The organism is Amycolatopsis sp. NPDC088138, from assembly GCF_044741685.1.
Taxonomy (GTDB): domain Bacteria; phylum Actinomycetota; class Actinomycetes; order Mycobacteriales; family Pseudonocardiaceae; genus Amycolatopsis.
The window spans coordinates 857,511-879,909 of sequence record NZ_JBIUTB010000005.1; the positions used below are offsets into that span (position 1 = coordinate 857,511).

22 protein-coding genes are annotated in these 22,399 nt (G+C 70.9%); 17 read left to right on the top strand and 5 right to left on the bottom strand.

Translation table 11 applies throughout. From position 1 onward, the window contains the following. Nucleotides 1–3: 3 nt before the first annotated feature. From ACIOD2_RS30540 to ACIOD2_RS30570, 7 genes are all read left to right on the top strand, one after another. Nucleotides 4–1,968: an acetyl/propionyl/methylcrotonyl-CoA carboxylase subunit alpha gene (locus tag ACIOD2_RS30540; RefSeq protein ID WP_400545457.1), complete on the top strand. Its 1,965-nt coding sequence runs from the start codon at nt 4–6 to the stop codon at nt 1,966–1,968. Then, on the top strand, nt 1,965–3,131 hold the full coding sequence (locus ACIOD2_RS30545) for an acyl-CoA dehydrogenase family protein (RefSeq protein WP_400545460.1): 1,167 nt from the start codon (nt 1,965–1,967) through the stop codon (nt 3,129–3,131). The genes ACIOD2_RS30540 and ACIOD2_RS30545 overlap by 4 nt, the downstream gene beginning before the upstream one ends. A 10-nt stretch (nt 3,132–3,141) precedes the next feature. Next, the gene (locus ACIOD2_RS30550; RefSeq protein WP_400545463.1) at nt 3,142–3,975 is read left to right on the top strand and encodes an SDR family oxidoreductase; all 834 of its coding nucleotides are present in this window, start codon (nt 3,142–3,144) and stop codon (nt 3,973–3,975) included. A gap of 3 nt (nt 3,976–3,978) precedes the next feature. Then, the gene (locus tag ACIOD2_RS30555; protein ID WP_400545466.1) at nt 3,979–4,584 is read left to right on the top strand and encodes a TetR/AcrR family transcriptional regulator; all 606 of its coding nucleotides are present in this window, start codon (nt 3,979–3,981) and stop codon (nt 4,582–4,584) included. A 44-nt stretch (nt 4,585–4,628) separates the two neighbouring features. After that, entirely contained in the window at nt 4,629–4,928 is a 300-nt protein-coding gene (locus ACIOD2_RS30560) for a hypothetical protein (protein WP_400546204.1), read from the top strand. A 97-nt stretch (nt 4,929–5,025) separates the two neighbouring features. Then, nucleotides 5,026–6,807, top strand: a complete 1,782-nt coding sequence (gene murJ / locus ACIOD2_RS30565) for a murein biosynthesis integral membrane protein MurJ (RefSeq protein WP_400545469.1) — start codon at nt 5,026–5,028, stop codon at nt 6,805–6,807. Nucleotides 6,808–6,947: 140 nt separating this feature from the next. Beyond that, a complete protein-coding gene (locus ACIOD2_RS30570; protein WP_400545472.1) occupies nt 6,948–7,454 on the top strand; it encodes a hypothetical protein in 507 nt (168 codons plus the stop codon). On the opposite strand, the gene ACIOD2_RS30575 is transcribed toward ACIOD2_RS30570, so the two are convergent. Both ACIOD2_RS30575 and ACIOD2_RS30580 read right to left on the bottom strand, forming a co-directional pair. After that, nucleotides 7,442–8,797 carry a purine-cytosine permease family protein gene (locus ACIOD2_RS30575; protein WP_400545475.1) on the bottom strand — a complete coding sequence of 452 codons (1,356 nt, stop codon included), beginning with the start codon at nt 8,795–8,797 and terminating at the stop codon, nt 7,442–7,444. The two genes, ACIOD2_RS30570 and ACIOD2_RS30575, sit on opposite strands and share 13 nt — an antisense overlap. Before the next feature lie 217 nt (nt 8,798–9,014). Further along, nucleotides 9,015–9,965, bottom strand: a complete 951-nt coding sequence (locus ACIOD2_RS30580) for a chitinase (protein ID WP_400545478.1) — start codon at nt 9,963–9,965, stop codon at nt 9,015–9,017. Nucleotides 9,966–10,316: 351 nt separating this feature from the next. Between ACIOD2_RS30580 and ACIOD2_RS30585 the strand changes: the two genes are divergently transcribed. Beyond that, nucleotides 10,317–11,600 carry a diguanylate cyclase gene (locus ACIOD2_RS30585; RefSeq protein WP_400545480.1) on the top strand — a complete coding sequence of 428 codons (1,284 nt, stop codon included), beginning with the start codon at nt 10,317–10,319 and terminating at the stop codon, nt 11,598–11,600. On the opposite strand, the gene ACIOD2_RS30590 is transcribed toward ACIOD2_RS30585, so the two are convergent. Both ACIOD2_RS30590 and ACIOD2_RS30595 read right to left on the bottom strand, forming a co-directional pair. After that, nucleotides 11,587–12,549, bottom strand: coding sequence for an isopenicillin N synthase family dioxygenase (locus tag ACIOD2_RS30590; protein WP_400545483.1), 963 nt, complete (start codon nt 12,547–12,549; stop codon nt 11,587–11,589). The genes ACIOD2_RS30585 and ACIOD2_RS30590 overlap by 14 nt on opposite strands. 41 nt (nt 12,550–12,590) lie before the next feature. Beyond that, nucleotides 12,591–13,049, bottom strand: a complete 459-nt coding sequence (locus ACIOD2_RS30595) for a nucleoside deaminase (RefSeq protein WP_392765490.1) — start codon at nt 13,047–13,049, stop codon at nt 12,591–12,593. A gap of 111 nt (nt 13,050–13,160) precedes the next feature. On the opposite strand from ACIOD2_RS30595, the gene ACIOD2_RS30600 reads away from it, so the two are divergent. Together ACIOD2_RS30600 and ACIOD2_RS30605 are read left to right on the top strand one after the other, a co-directional pair. Then, nucleotides 13,161–14,117: a helix-turn-helix transcriptional regulator gene (locus ACIOD2_RS30600; RefSeq protein WP_400545486.1), complete on the top strand. Its 957-nt coding sequence runs from the start codon at nt 13,161–13,163 to the stop codon at nt 14,115–14,117. Between the two features lie 68 nt (nt 14,118–14,185). Beyond that, nucleotides 14,186–14,527: a UBP-type zinc finger domain-containing protein gene (locus ACIOD2_RS30605; RefSeq protein ID WP_400545489.1), complete on the top strand. Its 342-nt coding sequence runs from the start codon at nt 14,186–14,188 to the stop codon at nt 14,525–14,527. A gap of 34 nt (nt 14,528–14,561) precedes the next feature. Here ACIOD2_RS30605 and ACIOD2_RS30610 read toward each other — a convergent pair whose 3' ends face one another. After that, the gene (locus ACIOD2_RS30610; protein WP_400545492.1) at nt 14,562–15,176 is read right to left on the bottom strand and encodes a TetR/AcrR family transcriptional regulator; all 615 of its coding nucleotides are present in this window, start codon (nt 15,174–15,176) and stop codon (nt 14,562–14,564) included. A gap of 386 nt (nt 15,177–15,562) precedes the next feature. On the opposite strand from ACIOD2_RS30610, the gene ACIOD2_RS30615 reads away from it, so the two are divergent. The 7 genes from ACIOD2_RS30615 (at nt 15,563) to ACIOD2_RS30645 (ending at nt 22,382) form a co-directional block, all read left to right on the top strand. Beyond that, nucleotides 15,563–15,802, top strand: coding sequence for a hypothetical protein (locus ACIOD2_RS30615; RefSeq protein ID WP_400545495.1), 240 nt, complete (start codon nt 15,563–15,565; stop codon nt 15,800–15,802). 673 nt (nt 15,803–16,475) lie between these two features. Further along, the gene (locus ACIOD2_RS30620) at nt 16,476–17,864 is read left to right on the top strand and encodes a helix-turn-helix domain-containing protein (RefSeq protein WP_400545498.1); all 1,389 of its coding nucleotides are present in this window, start codon (nt 16,476–16,478) and stop codon (nt 17,862–17,864) included. Nucleotides 17,865–17,955: 91 nt separating this feature from the next. Beyond that, complete coding sequence (locus ACIOD2_RS30625; protein WP_400545501.1) at nt 17,956–18,378, top strand: cobalamin B12-binding domain-containing protein; 423 nt, start codon at nt 17,956–17,958, stop codon at nt 18,376–18,378. After that, the gene (locus tag ACIOD2_RS30630) at nt 18,375–19,667 is read left to right on the top strand and encodes a methylaspartate mutase (RefSeq protein WP_400545504.1); all 1,293 of its coding nucleotides are present in this window, start codon (nt 18,375–18,377) and stop codon (nt 19,665–19,667) included. The genes ACIOD2_RS30625 and ACIOD2_RS30630 overlap by 4 nt, the downstream gene beginning before the upstream one ends. Continuing rightward, nucleotides 19,664–20,653: an asparagine synthetase A gene (locus ACIOD2_RS30635; RefSeq protein ID WP_400545507.1), complete on the top strand. Its 990-nt coding sequence runs from the start codon at nt 19,664–19,666 to the stop codon at nt 20,651–20,653. The genes ACIOD2_RS30630 and ACIOD2_RS30635 overlap by 4 nt, the downstream gene beginning before the upstream one ends. Next, on the top strand, nt 20,650–21,888 hold the full coding sequence (locus ACIOD2_RS30640; protein ID WP_400545510.1) for a glutamate synthase-related protein: 1,239 nt from the start codon (nt 20,650–20,652) through the stop codon (nt 21,886–21,888). The genes ACIOD2_RS30635 and ACIOD2_RS30640 overlap by 4 nt, the downstream gene beginning before the upstream one ends. After that, entirely contained in the window at nt 21,885–22,382 is a 498-nt protein-coding gene (locus ACIOD2_RS30645; RefSeq protein ID WP_400545513.1) for a flavin reductase family protein, read from the top strand. Before ACIOD2_RS30640 ends, ACIOD2_RS30645 begins: the two co-directional genes overlap by 4 nt. Nucleotides 22,383–22,399 lie beyond the last annotated feature (17 nt).

Genomic DNA, 22,399 nt, shown 5'->3' on the forward strand with positions numbered 1-22,399 from the left:
GCGATGATCCAGAACCTGCTGGTCGCCAACCGCGGCGAGATCGCCCGCCGCGTCTTCCGCAGTTGCCGCGACGCCGGGATCGGCACGGTCGCTGTGTTCTCCGACGCCGATGCCGCCGCGCCCCACACCCTCGAAGCCGACGCGGCCGTCCGGCTGCCCGGCAACGCGCCGTCCGAGACGTACCTGCGCGCCGAACTGCTGGTGAAGGCCGCGGCGGACACCGGGGCCGACGCCGTCCACCCCGGTTACGGCTTCCTGTCGGAGAACGCCGCGTTCGCGCGTGCCGTCCTCGACGCCGGGCTGACCTGGGTCGGGCCGCCGCCGGAGGCCATCGAGACGATGGGCTCCAAAGTGGAGTCGAAGCGGCTGATGGCCGCGGCGGGCGTGCCGGTGCTGTCCGAACTGAACCCGGCGTCGGTGACCGACGCTGATCTTCCGCTGCTGGTCAAGGCGTCCGCCGGGGGTGGGGGCCGCGGGATGCGCGTGGTCCGCTCTCTCGACGAGCTGGCCGAGGCCGTGGAAGGCGCGAGCGCGGAAGCCGGGTCGGCGTTCGGCGACCCGACGGTGTTCTGCGAGCGCTACCTGGAGACCGGGCGGCACATCGAGGTCCAGGTGCTGGCCGACCGGCACGGCACGGTGTGGGCGGTGGGGGAGCGGGAGTGCTCTATCCAGCGTCGGCACCAGAAGGTCGTCGAGGAGGCGCCCTCGCCGTTCGTCGACGACGCCATGCGCGCGGAGCTGTTCGACGCCGCCCGCAAGGCGGCCCAGGCGATCGACTACGTCGGCGCGGGCACCGTCGAGTTCCTGGCGGGGCCGGACGGGCGGTTCTACTTCCTCGAAATGAACACCCGGCTGCAGGTCGAGCACCCGGTCACCGAGAACGTCACGGGGCTGGACCTGGTGGCGCTGCAACTGCGTGTCGCCGACGGGGAACGGCTGCCCGCCGACCCGCCGCCGACGGTGGGCCACTCGATCGAGGTCCGGCTCTACGCCGAGACCGTGATAATTCAAAACGGGGCCGCGAACTGGCAGCCGCAGAGCGGCACGCTGCACACCTTCGAGGTGCCCGATGTGGACCGGTCCTTCACCCACGGCCCAGGGCTGCGGCTGGACTCCGGCTTCGTGAGCGGCTCGGTCGTCGGCGTCCACTACGACCCGATGCTGGCCAAGGTGATCACCTGGGCGCCGACCCGCGCGGAGGCGGCCCGGCGGCTTGCCAAGGCCCTGGCCGCGACGAAGATCCACGGCGTCGTCACCAACCGCGACCTGCTCGTCAACATCCTTCGCCACGACGCCTTCCTGGCCGGGGAGACCGACACCGCGTTCTTCGACCGGCACGGCCTGGACACCCTGGCCGCACCGCTGGCCACTGTGGACACGGAGCGCCTCTCCGCACTGGCCGCCGCGCTGGCGGAGGCCGCGACGAACCGGGCCGGGGCGCGGACGCAGGGACGGCTGCCCAGCGGCTGGCGCAACGTCCGCTCGGCCGGGCAGCGCAAGCTCTTCTCTATCGGCGATCGCGAGTACGAGATCGTCTATTCGCTCGGCCGAGACGGGTTGCAGGCCGAGGGTTACGACGCCGAGCTGGTCAGCGCCGAGCCCGGCCGGGTCGTCTTGGACGTCGCGGGGGTGCGGCGCACCTTCGACGTCGCCCGGCACGACGGTGTGTCCTATGTGGACTCCGCGCTGGGTTCGGTCGCGCTGACGGTGGCCCCGCGGTTCGCCGACCCGGACGCCGCGCTGGCCGCGGGATCACTGGTCGCGCCGATGCCGGGCACCGTCGTCCGGCTGGCCGTGCAGGCCGGGGACCCGGTCAAGGCGGGCGATCCGTTGCTGTGGCTCGAGGCGATGAAGATGGAACACCGGATCGCCGCCCCCGCCGACGGTGTGGTGACGGAACTGCCGGTGACGGTCGGACAGCAGGTCGAAGTGGGCATGATCCTCGCGGTGGTAGGAGACGAAGCATGAACGCGATGAACTTCAGCGAGCCGGAGGAGCGGGTCGCGCTCCGCAAGGCCGTCGCCGAGCTGGGCGCCAAGTACGGGCACGAGTACTACGCCAAGAAGGCCCGCGCCGACGAGAAGACCCACGAGCTGTGGGACGAAGCCGGCCGCCTAGGCTACCTCGGGGTCAACATCCCCGAGGAGTACGGCGGCGGTGGCGCGGGCATCGCCGACCTCGCCGCGGTGCTCGAAGAGCTGGCCGCCGCGGGCTCGCCGTTGCTGCTCATGGTCGTCTCGCCGGCGATCTGCGGCACCGTGATCTCCCGCTTCGGCACCGAAGAGCAGAAGAAGCAGTGGCTGCCGGGCATCGCCGACGGCAGCAAGCGGATGGTCTTCGCGATCACCGAGCCGGACGCCGGGTCGAACTCGCACAAGATCACCACCACCGCCAAGCGCGACGGCGACGGCTGGGTCCTCGGTGGACGCAAGGTCTACATCTCCGGCGTCGACGAGGCGGACGCCGTGCTCGTCGTCGGCCGCATGGAGGACTCCAAGACCGGCAGGCTCAAGCCCGCGCTGTTCATCCTGCCGACGGGCACCGCCGGGTTCGAGTACACCAAGATCCCGATGGACATCGTCTCGCCGGAGAACCAGTTCTCGCTGTTCCTCGACGACGTCCACCTGCCCGCCGAAGCGCTCGTCGGCGAGGAGGACGCGGCGATCGCGCAGCTGTTCGCCGGCCTCAACCCGGAACGCATCATGGGCGCGTCGTTCTCCCTCGGCATCGCCCGGTACGCGCTGGCCAAGGCCGTCTCCTACGCCAACCAGCGCCAGGTCTGGGGCACGCCGATCGGCGCCCACCAGGGCCTCGCGCACCCGCTGGCCGAGATCAAGGTCGAGCTGGAACTGGCCAAGCTGATGACCCAGAAGGCCGCTTCGCTCTACGACTCGGGTGACGACTTCGGCGCGGGGGAGTCGGCCAACATGGCCAAGTACGCCGCCGCCGAGGTCGCCATCCGCGCCACCGACCAGGCCGTGCAGACCCACGGCGGCAACGGCCTGGCCACCGAGTACGGCCTCGGCACGCTGGTCACCGCCGTCCGGCTGGGCCGGATCGCCCCGGTCAGCCGCGAGATGGTGCTCAACTTCGTCGGCCAGCACAGTCTCGGCCTGCCCAAGTCCTACTAGGAGGGTCGACATGTCCACTTTGGACGGCAAGACCATCATCATGTCCGGCGGCAGCCGCGGCATCGGCGAGGCGATCGCGCTCCGGGCGGCCAAGGACGGCGCCAACGTCGCGTTGCTCGCCAAGACCGCCGAGCCGCACCCGAAGCTGCCCGGCACGATCTACACCGCCGCGGAGGCCATCGAGAAGGCCGGCGGCCACGCGCTGCCGATCCTCGGCGACGTCCGCGACGACGACGGTGTCGCGGCGGCGGTGGCCAAGACCGTCGAGCAGTTCGGCGGCATCGACATCGTCGTGAACAACGCCAGCGCGATCGACCTGACGCCGACCGAACAGGTCAGCATGAAGCGCTACGACCTGATGCAGGACATCAACGCGCGCGGCACGTTCCTGCTGTCGAAGCTGGCCATCCCGCACCTGCGGGCCTCGGCCAACGCGCACATCCTGACGCTGTCGCCGCCGATCAGCCTCGACGAGAAGTGGTTCACCGCCGGCCACCTCGCCTACAGCATCGCGAAGTACTCGATGAGCCTGGTGACCGTCGGCCTCGCGGCGGAACTGCGAAAAGACGGCGTCGCGGTCAACTCGCTGTGGCCGCGCACCACGATCGACACCGCGGCGATCCGCAACGTCGTCGGCGCCGAGCTGGCCGACCGCAGCCGCACACCGGAGATCATGGCCGACGCCGCCTACGCGATCCTCACCAAGCCGAGCCGCGAGACCACCGGGAACTTCTTCCTCGACGACGAGGTCCTGCGCGCCGCGGGCGTCACGGACTTCGCGAAGTACCGCATCGGCGGGACCGAGGAAGACCTGCAGCTCGACTTCTGGGTCGACCCGGCCTAGGCCATGCTCCGCGAACCGCAGCAGGAACGCAGCCGCACCACGCGGCGGCGGCTCATCGAGGCCGCGCTCGACAGCTTCGGCGAGCGCGGCTGGCACGGGGTCACGGTCGCCGTGATCGCCGAACGCGCGGGCGTCTCCCGGGGCGCCGCGCAGCACCACTTCCCGACGCGGGAGACGCTCGTCGCGGCGGCGGTCGACCTCCTGGGCGAGGCGCAGATCGACGAGCTGCGCGCCCAGGCGGCCGACCTGCCGAGCGGCTCGTCGCGCATCGAGCGGGTCGTCGAGATGGTACTGAACCTGTACACCGGGCCGCTGTTCCGGGCCGCGTTGCAGCTCTGGGCGGTCGCGGCGACCGACGAGACGCTGCGGGACGTGCTGGTGCCGCTGGAGGCCCGGGTCGGCCGGGAAGCCCATCGGGTGACCGTCGAACTGCTGAGCGTCGACGAGTCGCGGACCGGGGTCCGTGAGCTGGTCCAGGCCACTCTCGATCTTGCCCGTGGCCTGGGCCTGGCGAACCTGCTGACCGACGACACGCGGCGCCGTCGCCAGATCGTGCGTGAGTGGGCCCAGACTCTGGAACTCCGACTGGCCGGAACCTCCGAGCTCTAGTAAACGTCCTAGTGCCGTAGCTAACACAATTGGCCCAATGGACGATGACTCGTAGTAGTAGGTTCACGGAGCAGAAAGGCAGTCCGGTGTCCGGTTCAGGAGTCGAGCTCACCCACCGCGCGATGGCGATGCTGAGGGCGGTGGCAGCCGGACGCGCTGAAATGTCGTGCAGCTGCGAACCCGACCTCTTCGTCGACGGATTCGCTTGTTGCGATCAGATGACCGCGCACGCCCTGGCCCACGGCGGCTACGTGCAGCCCGCCGCCGACGGCGCCGTCGGCCGCGTCCCCGCCGAGCTGACCGAAGCCGGCCGTGCCGCGCTGGAGATCACGCTCGCCGCCTGAGCCCAGGCGCGCTGTCACGCAGCGTCGCGGCGTTCGCTCGCACGTTCGGTGACCACCGCCGTACCCGTCCACCGCCCTGACCTGGCAGTGTGGTCACATGGCGGATCAGGACCCCCCGGCCACGAAGCCGGGGGACGAGGAAGCGACCGTCTTCCTCCCCAGTGATTTTCGCGGCCCGCACTGGCCGACCCGTGACCTCGACGTCTCGCGGCGGCCGTACGACGAGTTCGCCACGCAGATCGTCGCGAGGCCACCCGCCTCGCCGGTGTCCGCCGGCCGCGGCGAAGGCGCCGGGTCGTCCCTGGCCCGCTCGAGCGGGCGGATGGCGATCGCCTCGACCGTCAGCCGGATCACCGGCTTCGTCGCCAAGCTGCTGCTGGCCGTGGTGGTCGGGACGGGGATCGTCAACGACTCCTTCACCGTCGCCAACACCCTGCCGAACATCGTGTTCGAGCTGCTCTTCGGCGGTGTGCTGGCCAGCGTCGTGGTGCCGCTGCTGGTCCGCTCGCAGGACGACGGCGACGGCGGCCGCGCCTACACCCAGCGGCTGCTCACGATGGCGCTGGTGCTGCTCACCGTCGGGACAGCGGTCGCGGTGGCCATCGCCCCGCTGTTCACCGCGCTCTACGTCGACAAATCGTCAGCGGACGCCAATCCCGGGCTGACCACCGCGCTGGCCTACCTGCTGCTGCCGCAGATCCTGTTCTACGGCCTGTTCGCGCTGATGTCGGCCATCCTCAACGCCCAGAACGTGTTCGGCCCGCCGGCCTGGGCACCGGTGCTGAACAACGTCGTCGTCACCGCCACCCTGGTCGCGTTCGCGCTGATGCCGGGGGAGCTGACGGTCAACCCGGCGCGGATGGGCGATCCGAAGCTGCTCGTGCTGGGCCTCGGCACCACGCTCGGCATCGTCGTGCAGGCACTCGTGCTGATCCCGGCGCTGCTGCGCACCGGCTTCCGGTTCCGCTGGCGCTGGGGTTTCGACCCGCGGATGAAGGAGTTCGGCGGGCTCGCCGCGTGGATCCTCGGGTACGTCGTGGTGAGCCACGTCGGGTTCGTCATCACCACCCGCGTGCTGACCGGCGGCACCGGCGGCGGGGTCACCGCCTACAGCTACGCGTCGCTGCTCTTCCAGTTGCCGTACGGCATCCTCGGCGTCTCGCTGCTGACCGCGCTGATGCCGCGGATGAGCCGGGCCGCCGCCGACGGCGACACCGCGGGGCTCGTCGGCGACCTCTCGCTCGCCTCCCGCATCTCCACGGTGCTGTTCGTGCCGATCTCCGCGGCGCTGGCCGTCGTCGGCACGCCGATCGGCATCGCGATCTTCACCTGGGGCCGCGGCACCATCGAGGACGCCGGGCGGCTCGGCCAGACCCTCGCCGTCTCCGCGGTCGGGTTGCTGCCGTACGCGCTGGTGATGCTGCAGCTGCGGGTGTTCTACGCGATGAAGGACGCCCGGACGCCGACGCTCATCATGCTCGTGATGACCGCGGTCAAGATCCCGCTGCTGTTCCTGTGCCACGGGCTGCTCGACGGCGAGCACGTCGTCTACGGCGTCATGCTGGTCAACGGCGCGGGGTTCGTCGTCGGCGCCGTGCTCGGCCAGGTCTGGCTGTGGGTCCGGCTCGGGCACCTGCGCAGCCGCCGGTCGCTGCGGGTCGGGCTCATCACGCTGGGCGCGAGCGGGCTCGGGGTGCTGGCCGCGGTCCTCGCCGGCTACGCCGTGCCCGCTTCGCTCGGCGAGGTTGCCACCGCGTGGGTGAAACTGCCGATCCAGGGACTGCTCGGGATCGCCGTGCCGTTCGGGCTGCTGGCCCTGCTCAAGCTGCCCGAGTTCACCCCCGTCACCCGCCGCGTGGCGGGGTTGCTGCGCCGCTAGGAACCCTTGTTGACGACTACGGCCGGATCCGCGATCCGGACGTCTCGAAACGATAACGAGAGCGCTGCGATCAGCACGTTTACAATTCCGGCGCCGGTTCCTAATATCCAGCGGAATCAGCGAAGGGGTGGAGGTCGTTCATGACGCGCAGCGCGCGCAGGCGGCGGGACCGGGTCTCGGTCGACGAACTGCTCCGGCAGGCCGGGGTCCGGCCGCGGAAACCGGGCTCGCGCTCGGCCGAGGTGGCGGCGCGCCGTGACCCCGAAGCCGAGCCGCACAGCGCGGGCGCTCGGATCGCGCTGGCGTCGGCGGTCGCCGTGGTGCTGGGCGGGCTGGTGCTCGCGCTGGTGACGCAGCCCGATCCCGTCCCGGGGTCAACGGGGTTCCCGCAGCTGCCGCCGGCCACGGGCGTCCCGTCCTCGAGCGCGGTCGCCGTGCCCACGCAGACGACCACGCCGTCCCCGGTGGTCATGCAGGCGCGCCCGACCCGGACGTCGACGCCCACGCCGTCACCTTCGGTGTCGACGGTGGAGATCCCGCCCCCGACGACCACGGTGCCGCCACCGACCACAGTGGACTTGAGCACGTTGTACCCGGGCTACGCGAACTACGGCGGCGGCGACCACCACGGCGGTCACACGCGCTGACGCCGCAGCAGCAGGTAGGTCCCGCCGGCGATGAGGAAGCCGGCGGCGAAGGTCAGGTCGCCGGTTTCCGGGACGGCTTTCGGGATCGGCGCGGTGTAGAGCGCCTGGTTCGCGAAGAGGCCGACCGACACCACGAGCCCGACCAGGAACGCGGTGAACCCGGCCGCGTTGCCGTACCGCTTGTCGGTCAGCAGGTCGCCGAACTCGGTGCCGCGCCGGCGGTGGTGGTCGGCCAGCAGCACCCCCAGCCACGGGCCGATCCAGTAGGCGATGACCAGCAGGAAGTTCTCGTAGGCGTGGCCGGCGTCGGCCAGGCCGAGCCAGGCCAGCACGAACCCGACCGCGCCGAACGCGAGCGCGACGACCGCGCGCCGCCACGCCAGCGGCAGCTTGACGCCCAGCGCCAGGAAGGCGAGCGCGCCCGAGTAGACGTTGAGGACGTTCGCGGCGACGGCGCCGAGCGCGATCACCAGCAGCGTCGCGGCGGCGAGGAAACCGGGCAGGTGCCCGGTGAACGCCGTCGCCGGGTTGTCGTCGGCCGCCCCGCCGATCGTCGTGGACGCGGCGCCGACGAGCATCAGGACGGTCGTGGACAGGAAGAGCCCGAGGCCGGCGTAGACGCCGATGGCGCGTTTCGACGCGGTGCGCGGGAGGTAGCGCGTGTAGTCGGCGGCGTACGGGTTCCAGCCGGAGGTGTAGCCGAACGCGGTGCCCACGGCGAGGAGGAACCCGCCGAGCCCGCCGGTGCTGGGGGTGGTGCCGGGATGGGACTTCGCGAAGATGACGACGCTCGCCGCGGCGAACACGATCGCTAGCACGGCGAAGACGTACTTCTCGTACGCCTGGACGAGGTTGTGGCCGAAGAAGGCGATGGCGATCTGCGCCGCGACCACGATGACGAGGCAGGCGAGCACGGGCAGGCCGGTGAGGCTGGTCAGCGCGAAGGCCCCGCTGACGCTGTTGACGGCGAACCAGCCGATCCCGGCCATGACCGACATGAGCGCGGCGGGCACCAGGTTCCCCCGGTACCCGAAGGCGGCGCGGCCCAGCACCATCTGCGGCACGCCGTACCGGGGCCCTCTCGCGCTCAGCACACCGTGGGCCAGCGCGCCGAGGCCGTTGCCCAGGAGGGCGGCGAGCGCGGCCTGCCAGAAGGAGAGCCCGAAGGCGGTGACGGCGAGCACGCCGACGAAGACGGTGGCGAACTCGAGGTTGGGGGAGGCCCAGGTCCAGGCCAGCTGCCGCGGCGTCCCGTGCCGGTCGGCGTCGGCGACGGGCTCGATCCCGCCGGGCTCGACGGCGACGACCTTGTCGCCGTAGTGGGCACCTTCGGTCGTCGTCATGGACCGACGGTAGGTGACGGACATTGCGGCGGTGTGACGGTTTCCGGTTCCCGCTCACCGGAAACCGAATCCGGCGCCGCGTCCAGCCCGAGGCCCGGTTTCCGGTGAGCGGAAACCGGGGGTCCCGCTCAGCGGGAACCGCGGAAACCGCGAAAGCCCCCTCACCGACCCCGATGCCGGTGAGAGGGCCTTCGACTGCCCCACTACGGGCTCTGTGTCAGCCGGTGTACCCGGCGACGATCTTGGTGAACGCGTACTTGTCCTGCGTGATGCCGCTGCACTCGCCGCCGCCGCTGCAGTCGCGGTTGGTGGCCCAGAACGTGAAGCGGCCCAAGTGGTGGCTCGTCGCGTAGCCGCGGATCGAATTGAAGTTGGCGACCGTGACCGTCTCGCCCGCGTTGTCGGTCTTGCCGTTCATCGAGGAGAGGCCGCTGTGCCGGTACGCCGTGTCGTCGGTGTAACCGAACGTCGTCTTGAGCTGGTTCTTCAGCCCGTCGACCGCGGACTTCGTCAGGGCGGCCATGTCACCGCCGCTGGAGAAGTCGAACGGCATGACCGACCAGACGTCGACCGGGGCGCCGATCGCCTTGGCCTGGTTGATCAGGCGCTTGCCGTAGCTGTCGGGGCCGGTCGTCGTGGTGCCGATGGTGATGACGACCTTCAGGTTCGGGTTGGCCTGCTTGGTCAGCTTGACCGCGTTGAGGATGCGGTCCTGCACCGTGTTGTTCTGGAACTCGTCGGTGTTCTCGATGTCCAGGTCGATCGCCTTGAGCCCGTAGGCGTCGATGACCTTCTGGTACGCGCCCGCCAGCGCCGAAGCCGTCGTGCACTTCGAGCCGAGCTTCGTGCCGGACCAGCCGCCGAAGGAGGGGATCACGTCCCCGCCCGCGTTGCGGATGTTCGTGATCAGCGTCTTGTCTGAGCCGGTCAGCGAGCGGCTGCCGTCCCACTTGGGGTTGCACGTCCCGTCGGACAGGACGAACGCGAGGGTAAACGCTTTCACCCCGGTCGCGGACATCGCCGCGGTCGGGCTGGTCTGGCCGCCCCACTGGTACAGGTACGGGGAAGCGAGCACCGGGTCCACCGCGGCCATGGCCTGCGGGGCGAGACCGACCGCCGTCGCCATCGCGGCTCCGGCCGCGACCGCGAGGGTCACCAGACGGCGCATGGATTTCGCCGATCCGGCTGAAAGTAGGCCGCCCCTGGAGCGGCGAGCAACCGTTGCTACGAGGCTCTTCGGCCGTGACTGTGGTCGGATCGGCGACAAACGATTCAGCATGGGGTCCTCCAAACGAAACAGGATGGAGCACCTCCGGTTTGAGGCGGCGGGATCATCCCGGGAGGAGTGCTGTGTGCCACCACACAGTGGACTAGACCAATATGGCGTGTCAACCCTTCTTCGGTCGGAAATATGACACACCGTGCGCGCACGGCTCCCGAGCGTCCGCCCTCGGGTGGCCGTGTGAGATTCCCCTGAAGGCGGAGTGACAGCGCGCGGCAGACCGGCTAGTTTGCCGAAATGGTGGGGGATTCCACGGTCGCAGCCGGCGGGGGACGCCGCCCCGGCCGGTTCCTGCTCGCCGTGCCCCTGCAGCGCTGGGCGGTGTGGCGCCTGCCCCGCCGCGGCCAGGTTCTTTTCGTCGTCGTGGTGGACGTGCTCGCCGTCGCCGCCGTGGCCCTCGCCGCCGTCCGATTTCCGCCGCTCGCCTCGATGCTGCCGCCGTTCGCGCTGCTCGCGGGCGGGATGCTGGTCACCGCGGAGCTGTCCCGGCCGGTGGAACGCCACCGCGAGGACACCCTGCTCGGACCCGGCGTCGACACCCCGTGGGTCTTCGCCGGGGTGGTCGTGCTCCGGCCGGGGCTCGCCGTCGCGCTGGTCGTGCTCTCCGCGCTGCACCAGTGGTTCCGGGTCCGCAGAAGACCCGTGTACCGCCAGGTGTTCGGCGCCGCGTCGACCGCGCTGGCGGGGCTCGTCGCCGGGGCGTTCCTCACCGCGACCCGCGTCAAGCCGATCGCCGCGGCCCTCGACGCCCGCACGGTCGCCCTGCTCGTCCTCGCCGGGCTGATGTTCCTCTCCGTGAACGCCGCGCTGGTGACCGCCGCCGACGGCCCCCGCCCGCCCCGCGAAGCCGCCCCGGGCCACGCTTTCGACGCCGCGATGACCACGTTCGGCGTCCTGTTCGGCTGGGCCGCGCTCGCCGCGCCCCTGTTCGTGCCGTTCCTGGCCGGCGCGACGGTCGTGCTGCACCGCGGCGGCCTGGGCCGCGGCCGCCGCGAACACGTCACCCTCGACCCCGGCACCGGGGTGCTGACCGCGGCGTCGTGGCGCGGCGCCGCCGAGGCCGAGGTGACCCGGCTCGGCCGGCACGGCCCCGGCCAGGCCGTGCTGCTGCTCGACCTCGACCACTTCCGCCAGCTCAACGACCGCTACGGCGCCCGGATCGGCGACGCGGTGCTGCGCGCGGTCGCCGACACCCTGCGCGACGAGGTCCGGGCCGCGGACCTCGTCGGACGCTCCGGCGGCGAGGAGTTCGCCGTGCTGCTGCCCGGCACCGGCCGCTTCGACGCGATGGCGATCGCGGAGCGGATCCGGCTGCGGGTCGCCTCGACGCTGGTGGCGCTGAAGGCCTCGGGCGACGGCCCGCAGTTCGTCGGGGTGACGGTCTCGATCGGCGTCGCGGGCTGCGGCCCCGACGAGGTGCTGGCGGACGCGCTGCTGGCCGCGGAGGCGGCGGTGCTGCGCGCGAAGGCCGCGGGCCGCAACCGGACGTTCTGCGCGGAGCCGGGCCTCAGCTCATCGTGATGGCGTCCAGCTTGTCCTTCAGGTAGTCCGACGCGATGACCTCCGGGTAGATCCGCTTGCCCAGCGGCGGGGCCAGCGACGTGATGCGCGCGTCGTGGTCGGTCTCGTAGAAGAAGACCAGGGACATCAGGTCCTCGTCCGGGGCCGTGGGCGCCGGGGGCAGGACGCGGTGGCGGGTCGAGCGCCAGCGGTCGCCCGTCCAGCGGGCCATCAGGTCGCCGATGTTCACCGTGAACGCCTCCGGGTGGTGCGGGGCGTCCTCCCATTCGCCGCCGGCCGTGTAGACCTGCAGGCCGCCGACGCCCGCCTGGCGGTCGAGGACCGTCACCGTGCCGAAGTCGGTGTGCGGGCCGATCCGGAACTGGTCGGGCTCGGGCGTGCCGATGCGGGTCATCGGCGGGTACCAGTTGATGTTGAACGTGTACGTCGGGTGCGCGGTGTGCCGGGTGAAGTGGCTTTCGGCCAGGCCGAGCGCCGCGGCGAAGATCTCCAGCAGGTGGTCCGACAGCGCGCGCATGCGGCGCATGTACTCGGTGGCCGTCTCGGCGAGCCCCGGCACCTCGTCCGGCCAGACGTTGGGCTGGAACCAGAACCCGTCGATCTCGGCGACGCCGACACCGAAGTCCGCACCCGCCGAGTACGACTCCTTCAGGTCGGGCGGGGTTTCCGTGCCCTCGGCGTAGCCGTTGGCCTCCACCCCCGGCGGCAGCCAGCCGCGGCCGCCGACGGTGACCGCGTAACGCTGCTTGACGTCCTCGGGCAGCGCGAAGAACCGGTGCGCCAGCTCCCGGGTCCGCCGGCGCAGCTCCTCCGGCACGCCGTGCCCGGTGACCAGCAGGAACCCGGACTCCCGCAGGGCCCGGTCGACCTGCTCGGCCACCTCGGCCCGGCCCTCGGAGGTGCCCGTGAACCACGGCGAAAGGTCCACGAGCGGTACGGATGACGGCATACGAGCTCCTCGCACGGAAAGCTGTCCTGAGTGAAGCTGTCCTAGGTGGACTGTTCGACCCCGATGTCCTCGAACCACAGGTCCGGGCGCGCGGCGATGAACTCCGTCATCAGCGCGGTGCAGGCGGGGTCGTCGAGCAGGGTGATCTCCACGCCGAGCCCGGCGAGCCAGTCGTGCCCGCCGTGGAACGTCTCGGCTTCGCCGATGACCACGCGTCCGATACCGAACTGACGGACGAGCCCGGAGCAGTACCAGCAGGGGGAGAGCGTGGTGACCATGATCGTGTCGCGGTAGTGGGGGCGGCGGCCCGCGTTGCGGAACGCCGCGGTCTCGGCGTGCATCGACGGGTCACCGTCCTGCACGCGCCGGTTGTGCCCGCGGCCCAGCAGGGCACCGGCGGAGTCGAACAACGCGGCCCCGATCGGCACGCCGCCCTCGTCGCGGCCCAGTTCGGCTTCTTCCCGGGCGACGGCGAGCATGGCGGAAGGGTCGATCGGCATGCGCCACTCTCACCGCCCGGAGCCGTGCCTGGCAAGTGTTTGACACTTCAACTGCACCATCCGGCGGATTGAGGACCGGAACTGTCCTCGATGTCTGGCACACTGCGTGTCATGTACGGCACTTCGGAGCGACTGCTCAGGCTGCTTTCGCTCCTGCAGACCCGGCGGGACTGGCCGGGTTCCGACCTCGCGTCGCGCCTGGAGGTGGACGTCCGGACGATCCGCCGGGACGTCGAACGGCTGCGCTCGCTGGGGTACCCGGTGCACGCGACGCCGGGCGTCGCCGGTGGTTACCGGCTCGGTGCCGGGGCCGCGCTGCCGCCGTTGCTGCTGGACGACGACGAGGCCGTCGCGGTCGCGGTCGGCCTGCGCACGGCCGCGAGCGGCACGGTCAGCGGCATCGAGGAGACGTCCGTGCGGGCCCTGGCGAAGCTCGAGCAGGTACTGCCCGCCCGGCTGCGCCCGCGGGTCGGCGCGCTGCAGGCCGCGACGGTCTCGTTGCCCGGCGGCGGCCCGACCGTCGACGCGGGGGTGCTCACCGTGATCGCCGCCGCCTGCCGGGACCACGAGCGGCTGCGCTTCGGCTACGCCGACCGCTCCGGCGCGGCGACCGAGCGGTCGGCCGAGCCGCTGCGGCTGGTGCACACCGGGCGCCGCTGGTACCTGGTCGCCTTCGACCTCGGCAAGCAGGACTGGCGCACCTTCCGCGTCGACCGGATCACCGGCGTGCCGGTGGCCGGCTTCCGGTTCACCCCGCGCGAACCGCCGGCCGAGGACCTCGCGGCGTACGTCTCCCGGCAGATCTCGAGCGCGCCGTACCCGCACCAGCTGGTCGTGCGGGTGGCGGCCTCGGCCGAGGTGGTGTCCGCCCGGATCCCGCCGTCGAGCGGCACGGTGGAGCCGATCGACGAGCACAGCTGCCGCGTGCGGACCGGGTCGGCCAACCTCGACGCCGTGCCGTACTACCTGGCGCAGTGGGGCCACGACTTCGTCATCGAGGAGGCGCCGCCAGGTCTCGTGGAACTGCTTCGGGTGATCGCCGAGCGCTTCGCGCGCGCCGTCGGCTGACGGCTCCCGTGCCGGGTAGGCTCGGTGGCCGGTAGCGGTGAGAAACCCGGAGGGTGACTGTGAGCTCGGTGCCTGGAATCGATCCGTCGGCCGCGCCCAGCGGTGCGGGCTGCGTCGAGTGCGACGCGGCCGGTGGCTGGTGGGTGCACCTGCGCCGGTGCGCGCAGTGCGGGCACGTCGGCTGCTGCGACACGTCGCCGGCGCAGCACGCGACCGCGCACTTCAAGGCCACCGGGCACCCGTACATCCAGAGCTTCGAGCCGGGGGAGTCCTGGTTCTGGAACTTCGAGACCGAGACGGCCAGCGAGGGACCGGCGCTGAGCGACCCGGACTCGCACCCGGACGGCCAGCCCGTGCCCGGCCCGGTCGAGCGCCTGCCGGCGGACTGGCAGCAGCACCTGAACGGTTAGCGACCGCTTAGTCTGTGGCGGGCGTCTCAGTTCTTCAGGAGACCGGGACGCCGAGCATGCGCAGCACCAGCCCGCCGTACTCCTTGCCGAGCGCGGTCGGCGTCTGCCGGGCGCGCTCGCTGTACCAGCGGGCGACGTCGACCCCGAGCGACAGCACGGCGCGGGCCGCGACGTGCGGGTCGGACACGGTGAAGGCGCCCGCGCCGGCCCCTTCGGCGATCACCTCGCGCACGATCCGCTCGATCCGGCGCCGCAGCTCGGCGACCACCTCGAACTCCTCGTCGGGCAGCGCCTGCAGCTCGTACTGCACGACCCGGGCCACGGTGTGGCGCCGCGCGTGCCAGGCGACGAAGTCCTCGACGATCAGCCGGATCCGCTCGACGGGGTCGGACACCTTGGCGACGACGTTCTCGACCAGGGCGAGGGTCTGCTCGTGGCCGTACCGGCTGATCGCGAACAGCAGCGCGGCCTTGGACGGGAAGTGCACGTAGAGCGCGGCCGGGCTCATCCCGGCGGCGCCGGCGATGTCCCGGGTCGTCGTGGCGTGGTACCCGCGCTTGGCGAACGCCTCGACCCCGGCCAGCATCAGCCGGCGCGCGGTCTCGGGCTGCACATCGGGCCACAGTTCGGCCGACAGGGACATCGTCATCGGGAGATCCTCTCAGACGCGGCACCCACGGGCGACGGGCTCGGCGGCCCACCTCGATCGTCCCCAGTTTAAGTGAGCGCTTCGTCAGCGGGGTGGGGGAGCGCGCCCGTCCTGGATCTTTGTCGGCGGCCGAGCTGTGCCGACGACGCCGCAGAGCGTGGTGATGGCTGGTCCGGGGTGGGGATCCTGGCGAGTCGTGTCCGGTGCGGTCCGCCCGGCCGTGGGCTGCCCGAACCGCGCCGCTGCCTTTCCGAGCGCGTGCCGCGTTGCGCGTCAGCCGATCGTCGACCGGGTGATCCTGCCGCCGAAACTGCCTGTTCGACTGCCGCCGCGGCTTTCTTGTTGCTCCTAGGCTGGCGCGATACCCCGATCGAAAAGGAGATGTCATGCCGAAGAGCAAGAGCGGTACCTTGACCCTGGGTGCCGCCGCGGCCGCACTACTGGCCGTCGGTCTGGTCGGTGGCGGTGGTACGGCGACCGCGTCGCCGGAAAGTTCCACCACCGCGCGGATCGTGAACGTTCAGCAGCTGGGCGAGCACATCGCGCTCGCCGTCGGGATGGAACGTGATCTCGGCCCGATGCCTTCGGGACTGTGTCCGCTCAACGGCAGGAGCCAGCCTTGGTGACTGACGGATCCAACGCGGACGACGACAGTGACCCGGCCTGGTGTCCCAGCGGGGACAAGGACTTCCCGGAGTCCGTTGTGCTCGGTGTCCGGTCCGGGCCGGCGGGCGAGGTCGTATACCTCGCCGATCCGGTTCCCGCTGCCGATGTCACCGCCGTGATTCCTGATGACATCGAGCCCGGGAGGGTTCTTCGGTTCGCTTCCCATTGCGTATCGGAATGTGCTCACCGGGTAGGTGGGGACTGTTCCCTCGTCAACAGAATGACGAAGCTGCCCGTGAAACGCGAGACGGCGACCGTGCCCCGCTGCCACCTCCGGCAGAAATGCAAATGGTGGCGGCAGGTCGGCGTTGACGGTTGTCTTCGTTGCCCCGCCGTGGTCACGGCGGCGAGGCCGGACGATCGAACTGGGGCCCTCACCGCCGACCCCAACACCACCTTGGCCGAGCTGGAGGCGTGGATCGCGCGGTCCGAGGAGCATGTCCCGGTGGCCACGGAGAAACGGTAGTCCACGGACGTCCGCAGGAGGTGGACCTGCGGGCAAGTGCGTTCGATGCGTCTCACCCGTATGTCAGGACCGGTCGCTCGTGGTCGAGCGGCCGGTCCTGCGTCATGTCTGAGGATGGACCTGCATTGTCGTCGGGCCGCACGTTTGGAAAGCGCACTGTTAGAGCCTTGAAAGCGAACGGCTCTACCGTCGCGGCCGATGATGGTCTGTCCAAGTTGGGGGTATGTGTGTCCGTAATGGGCCAGTCTTCGAGCTTCGGTGAACGCCTTCGCTGGTACCGCGTCATGGCTGCCATGACCCAGGGCGAACTGGCCGCGTTCTCGACGATCAGCGTGCGCGCAATCAGAGACCTGGAACTCGGGAGGGCGAGCCGTCCGCGCCGGGAGACCGTCCGGCTGCTCGCCGATGGGCTTCGCCTGACCGGGAAACAGAGAGTGGACTTCGAGTCCTCCGCGGTACGCAGCCTGAACGGGGCGTTGTGGACGGGTGCCGCGGCGGAGAGAGGTTACGAAGCCCCGCCTGCTCTCGTGAGCTCGATCGCCGGCAGGACGGTGGAGCTGCGCACGATCGAGGAGGCGCTGGCCGGTGGGCAGCACCGGCTGATCAACATCGTGGGCGTCGGCGGGGTGGGGAAGACCGCGCTCATGGCGCACTGGGTGCGGTCGCGATATGACGAGGGCGCCTTCCCGGTGTGGTGGCGCGACCTCGCGGAGGGTGCTGACGACGGCCTCGCCGCGGTGGCCGGGACGGCACGGCGAACTCGGCCGGTCGACCTGCCGGCTCTGGCCGACCTGGTGGCGAGCAACACGATGCTCGTCGTGTTCGACGGCGCCGACGAATCCTTCCCCGGTGACGAGCTGGCCGCACTGCTGCGACGGTGTCCGCGGCTGTCGGTGATCGTCACCTCCCGCGAGCCGGTGATCACCTCTGAGGGCGTCTTGATGCCGCTCGGCCCGCTGGCCACCACCGGCTCCGACGGTGGTGTTTCTCCCGCGTTGACCGTGCTCGTCGAGAACATTCGCCGAGGCGATCCGACGTTCGAGGTCGATGACGCGAACCGTGGCTCTTTGCAGGTCATCTGTGACCTGCTCGATGGTCACCCGCTCGCGCTGAGGCAGGCCGCGACGTGGTGCTCGTTCCGCTCCCCGGACGATCTGGTGGAACGGTTGTCCGCGGATATCGGGGCGTTGAGCGCCGTCTCGGTCGAGCGAGACGGCCAGGCGGACGCGATGGCCGCGTTCAGCGCGTGCGTCAACGCATTGGAACAACCGGAACAGATCCTGCTCGGGCGCCTGGCAATGCTGTCGGAAGAACTGTCGCCGAAGGGTTCCGCCGCGTCCGCCGGAACGACGCCGGAAGAACTCGGCACGTTTCTCCGCAAGCTGATTCAGCGGGGGATCGTGCGCCGGAACGGCGCTCGAAAGGACCTGGCGTTCGCTCTGCTGAACCCGATTCGAATCCTGCTGCGCCAACGCGTGGGCGGGCGGATCAGGACTGCGGGCCTGCTCGGTCAACTGCCGCTTGACTGCCGTCCCGAGTGCCGGTCGCCCGCGTGATGTCCGCGTAGCGTCCTTTGTGGTTGTGAGAAATCCACGACGCGGAGGTGTAAAAATTCGCTGCTTCTGTGCGCGAGAGGCCGGTCCGCGAGTGGACGGGTTCTCGGTCATTCTCTGTTCCACATCGTCGGACTCCCACACATGGAATCTGGTTTTCATGGAACTGCTGCTCGCCGAAGCGGGGTGTGCCGTGCTCAACCTCGGCCCGTGCACGCCGGACGATCTCGTGGCAGCCGAATGCGAACGTCTCGAACCGGATCTCGTCGTGATCAGCACCGTCAACGGTCACGGCCTGACCGACGGTACGCGACTGATCGGACGGCTGCGTGAGACACCGGGCGGCTCGGAGGTGCCGGTCGTGATCGGGGGGAAGCTGACCGTGGACGGTGCGGCTCTCGATCGCGTCGCCGAACTGCTCGCCGCCGGCGCGACCGCGGTGTTCGGTGACGGGGAGGCGGACGTCGAGGCGTTCGCGGAGTTCGTCGTCTCGTTGCACTCCAAGGTGCGCGGATGAACGAGCACGCCTCGGTCGGCCTGGGTTCCTACGTCGCGGACGCGCGGACGCGCCGTGAACTCGTCGTGCAGCCGAGAATGGGCTTTTCGGCCCCGGACCGGATGAGAGCCGGCCTGGACGCGGTTCGTGCCGTGCCGGGATGCACAGTCGGCACGATCACGTTGGACAGCTACACGAGGGTCGGCGACGACGCGGCGGTGAGTCGTGCCCTCGACCTCGGTGTCGAGCTGAACGGCTACCCGATCGTCCACCACCCGCCCGAGACCACCGCATCGGTGCTCGGCGGCGCCGGCAACGCGGGCCATCCGGTCCAGGTGCGACACGGATCCGCCGTCCCGGAGCGGATCATCGACCGGCTCGTCCAGCTCCGCATCTCCGCGACAGAGGGCGGCCCGGTGTCGTACTGCCTGCCCTACGGCCGTTCGCCGCTCGCCGCCTCCGTGCAGGCCTGGGCACGCTCGTGCCGGGTTTTCTCCCGGCTGCGCGAACACGGGGCAGAACCACACCTGGAGACGTTCGGCGGGTGTCTGCTCGGCCAGCTGTGCCCGCCCGGCCTGCTGGTGGCGATGAGCGTGCTGGAGGCCGTTTTCTTCGCCCAGAACGGAATCCGGTGTGTCTCGCTGAGCTACGCGCAGCAGGCGAACGCCGGGCAGGATCGCGAGGCGGTGGCCGCACTGCGTGCACTGGCCGCGCGGTTCCTGCCCGGCGTGCGGTGGCACGTCGTGTTCTACACATACATGGGGGTGTACCCGCTTTCCCGGCTCGGCGCGCAGGCGCTGCAGGACGAGGCGGTCCGGCTGGCCGTGCGGTCCGGCTGCGAGCGGCTGATCGTCAAGACGACGGCCGAGTCCAGTCGCATCCCCGACGTCGGGGAGAACGTCGACGCGCTGCGGCGGGCGGCGGCGCTGGCCAGTGCGCTGCCGCGGGTCGAGCCGGACGAACCGGCACCGGAGGGAGCCGTGTTCGCCGAAGCTCGTGCGCTCGTCGAGGCGACGCTCTCCCTGCACGCCGATGTCGGCACGGCACTCCTGCTGGCGTTCCGGCGTGGCTATCTGGACGTGCCCTACTGCCTGCACCCGGACAACGCGGGTCGCAGCCGCGGCTGGATCGCGGAGGACGGCTCCCTGCACTGGACCTCCACCGGGAACATGCCGGTTCCGGAACCGGTCCGCGAGGCAGGGCACGGTCAGTGTGCCGCCGACCTGCTGCGCGCACTGCACCACGTACGCCGCCGGTTCGACGCCCCGTCCGCGGTCGCCGGCGCGAGCACGACAGGAGACTCCCGATGAACGATCACCGTCCGCCACCGAACGACATCGCCACGCACCTGCGTGCCCCGCGCACCCGGGCCGCCCTCCTGGTCCAGCAGCGGATTCTCGTCGCCGTGCGCGACACGTTGCTGCGAGAGGGTTTCGTCGAGCTGTCCGCTCCGCTGGTCGGCCCGGTGACCGACCCCGGTGTCCGGGGCGCCAAGCAGGCCGACGTGGACTACTACGGCACGACCTACAAGATCATGACCAGCGCGATCCTCTACAAGCAGGCCGCCCTGCTGAGCTTCGACAAGATCTTCTCGATCGCGCCGAACGTCCGTCTCGAACCGCCGGAGACCGCGTCGACCGGCCGCCACCTGGTGGAGTTCCACCAGATCGACGTGGAGGTCGCGGACGCGACGGCGGAGGGCGTGATGGAGCTCGCGCAGACGCTCGTCCGGGCGGCGGTGTCCTCGGTCCTGCCTGACCTCGCCGAGGAGCTCGAGGGGCTCGGCCGGGATCCGGCCGCCTTCGTCGAACTGCTCGGCCGGCCCTTCGACCGGGTCGACCACGCCGCGGCGGTGGCGCGGGTTGTCGAGTTCGGGATCGACCAGCGCGCCACGGCGGAGATTTCCTGGCCGGGCGAGCGTGCGCTGTCCGGAAAGGCCACCGCTCCGTTCTTCATCACCGGTTACCCGAAGGGGTCACGGGGGTTCTACGACCGGGAGAGCACCCGGCGGCCGGGCTTCCTGCGCAACTTCGACCTCCTCGCCCCGGAGGGCTACGGCGAGCTCGCCAGCGGCGGGGAACGTGAACACGAGTACCAGCGGATCATCGCCAGGATGCGCGAGACCGGGGAGAACCCGGCGAAGTACGGGTGGTACCTGGACCTGGTTCGCGACGGCATCCGGCCCAGCGCCGGATTCGGCATCGGGCTGGAACGACTGACCCGCTACCTGGTGGGCGCCGACGAGGTGTGGGAAGTGTGCGCGTTCCCCAAGCTGCCCGGCCGGGTCACCCGATGAGCGGGCTGCTCGCGGACGGCTTCCCGCGTGCGCAGGTGCGTCGCCGAGCGTTGTCCGGTCCCGCCGCGGTGTTCCCCGCGGACGGTTACGGCCGCGCGGTTTTCGGCGGCACCGGTGTCGTGCCGGACGCGGACGAGCTGGACCGGGCTCGTCTGGTGCCGCCGGTGTTCACCCCGGACCGGTTCGCGAAGCTCGTCGACCTCGGCCGCGAGCCGAGCTACCTGGACGTGGATCTCGAGACGGACGTCGGGGGCTTTCGTTCCGCGCTCCCGGTGTACGTCTCGGCGCTCGGGTCGACCGACGTCGCGGCCGAGCACGGCGACGCGGTGGCCCGGCAGGCCGCGGCAGCGGGTGTCGTACTGGTGGTCGGGGAGAACGTGACCGTCGCCGGCGGCTATCGGGGCGCCGGATCACTGGTGCAGCGGATCGAGACCTACCTGCTGGCGGGGAAGCCCGATCTCGGCGGGGTGGTCGTGCAGCAGAGCATGGAGGACGCCGACGCCGAAGTGTGGAACCACCTCTACAGCGATCCGGTGGCCGCTGATCTGCTCGACGCGGGACGGCTCGGGTTCGAGCTGAAGATCGGCCAGGGTGCCAAACCCGGGCTCGGCGGCATGACCGTCCTCCGCCGAACCGACACGGCCCGGCTTCACGGCCAGTACCTCGTGGATCCCGAAGCACTGTCCGATGAGGACGTCGTGCTGCGCAGCGCGACGCCGGGAACCTTCACCGAGGAGATTCTGCGCGGGCAGATCCGCTTGATGCGCAACAACTTCCCGCGAGCGAAGGTGTGGGTCAAGCTGCCGCCGGTTCGCGACGTCGCGATCGCCGCCGGGGTTGCCTGGGCAGAAGGCGCGGACGCCGTGACCGTGGACGGTGCGGAGGCGGGCACGGGCTGGGCGCCGACCTCGTTCCTGGATCACGTCGGCCTTCCCCTGGCCGAGTGCCTCCGCCGGATCGGGGCGTCGCCACCGGGCTGCCTGCTGACCTCGGGACGGATGTGGGAGGGCGCCCGGGCGGTCAAGGCCATCGCCGGTGGTGCCCGTGCCGTCGGCCTCGGCAGGGCGGCGCTGCTCGCAGTCGAGGCGTCGGCCACGGACGGTCTGCTGAACCTGTTGCGCTGTATGGAGGTCGAGCTGCGGATGTTGACGAGTGCGCTGGGGCGGTACGCGGTCTCGGGGTTGTCGGCGGAGGACGTGTGGCCGTCGCGACACAGTGGGGGCGGTGCCCGGTGACCGCCGTGGCCGGTCCGGTGGACATCCGTCCGCTGATGGCGGAGTTCCCCACCGGAGTTGCCGTGGTGACCGCGTTCGCACCCACCGGGGCGCCGCGTGGCATGACCTGCACTTCGCTGTGCAGCGTGGCTCTCACCCCGCCGATCGTCGCGGTGTGCCTGCGGACCGGCAGTGCGACGCTCGCCGCGGTGCTGCAGGGAGAGCGGTTCGCGCTGAACCTGCTCCGCGCCGAAGCCCGTCCGACCGCGGAACTGTTCGGATCGGCGGCACCGGATCGGTTCGGACGGGTGGCGTGGACCGCTCCCGACGACTGCTGCGGACCGCACCTCACCCAGGACGCGCACGTCATCGCCGACTGCGAGCTGACCGGTGGATCCGATGTCGGTGACCACGTGATCGCACTCGGCCAGGTGCGGCGCTTCCGCCGCGCCGAGGAGCCGGTTTCCGCACCGCTGCTGTACGGCAGGCGGCGATACGCCACCTGGCCGGAATGAAGGAAGAGAAGGAGTAC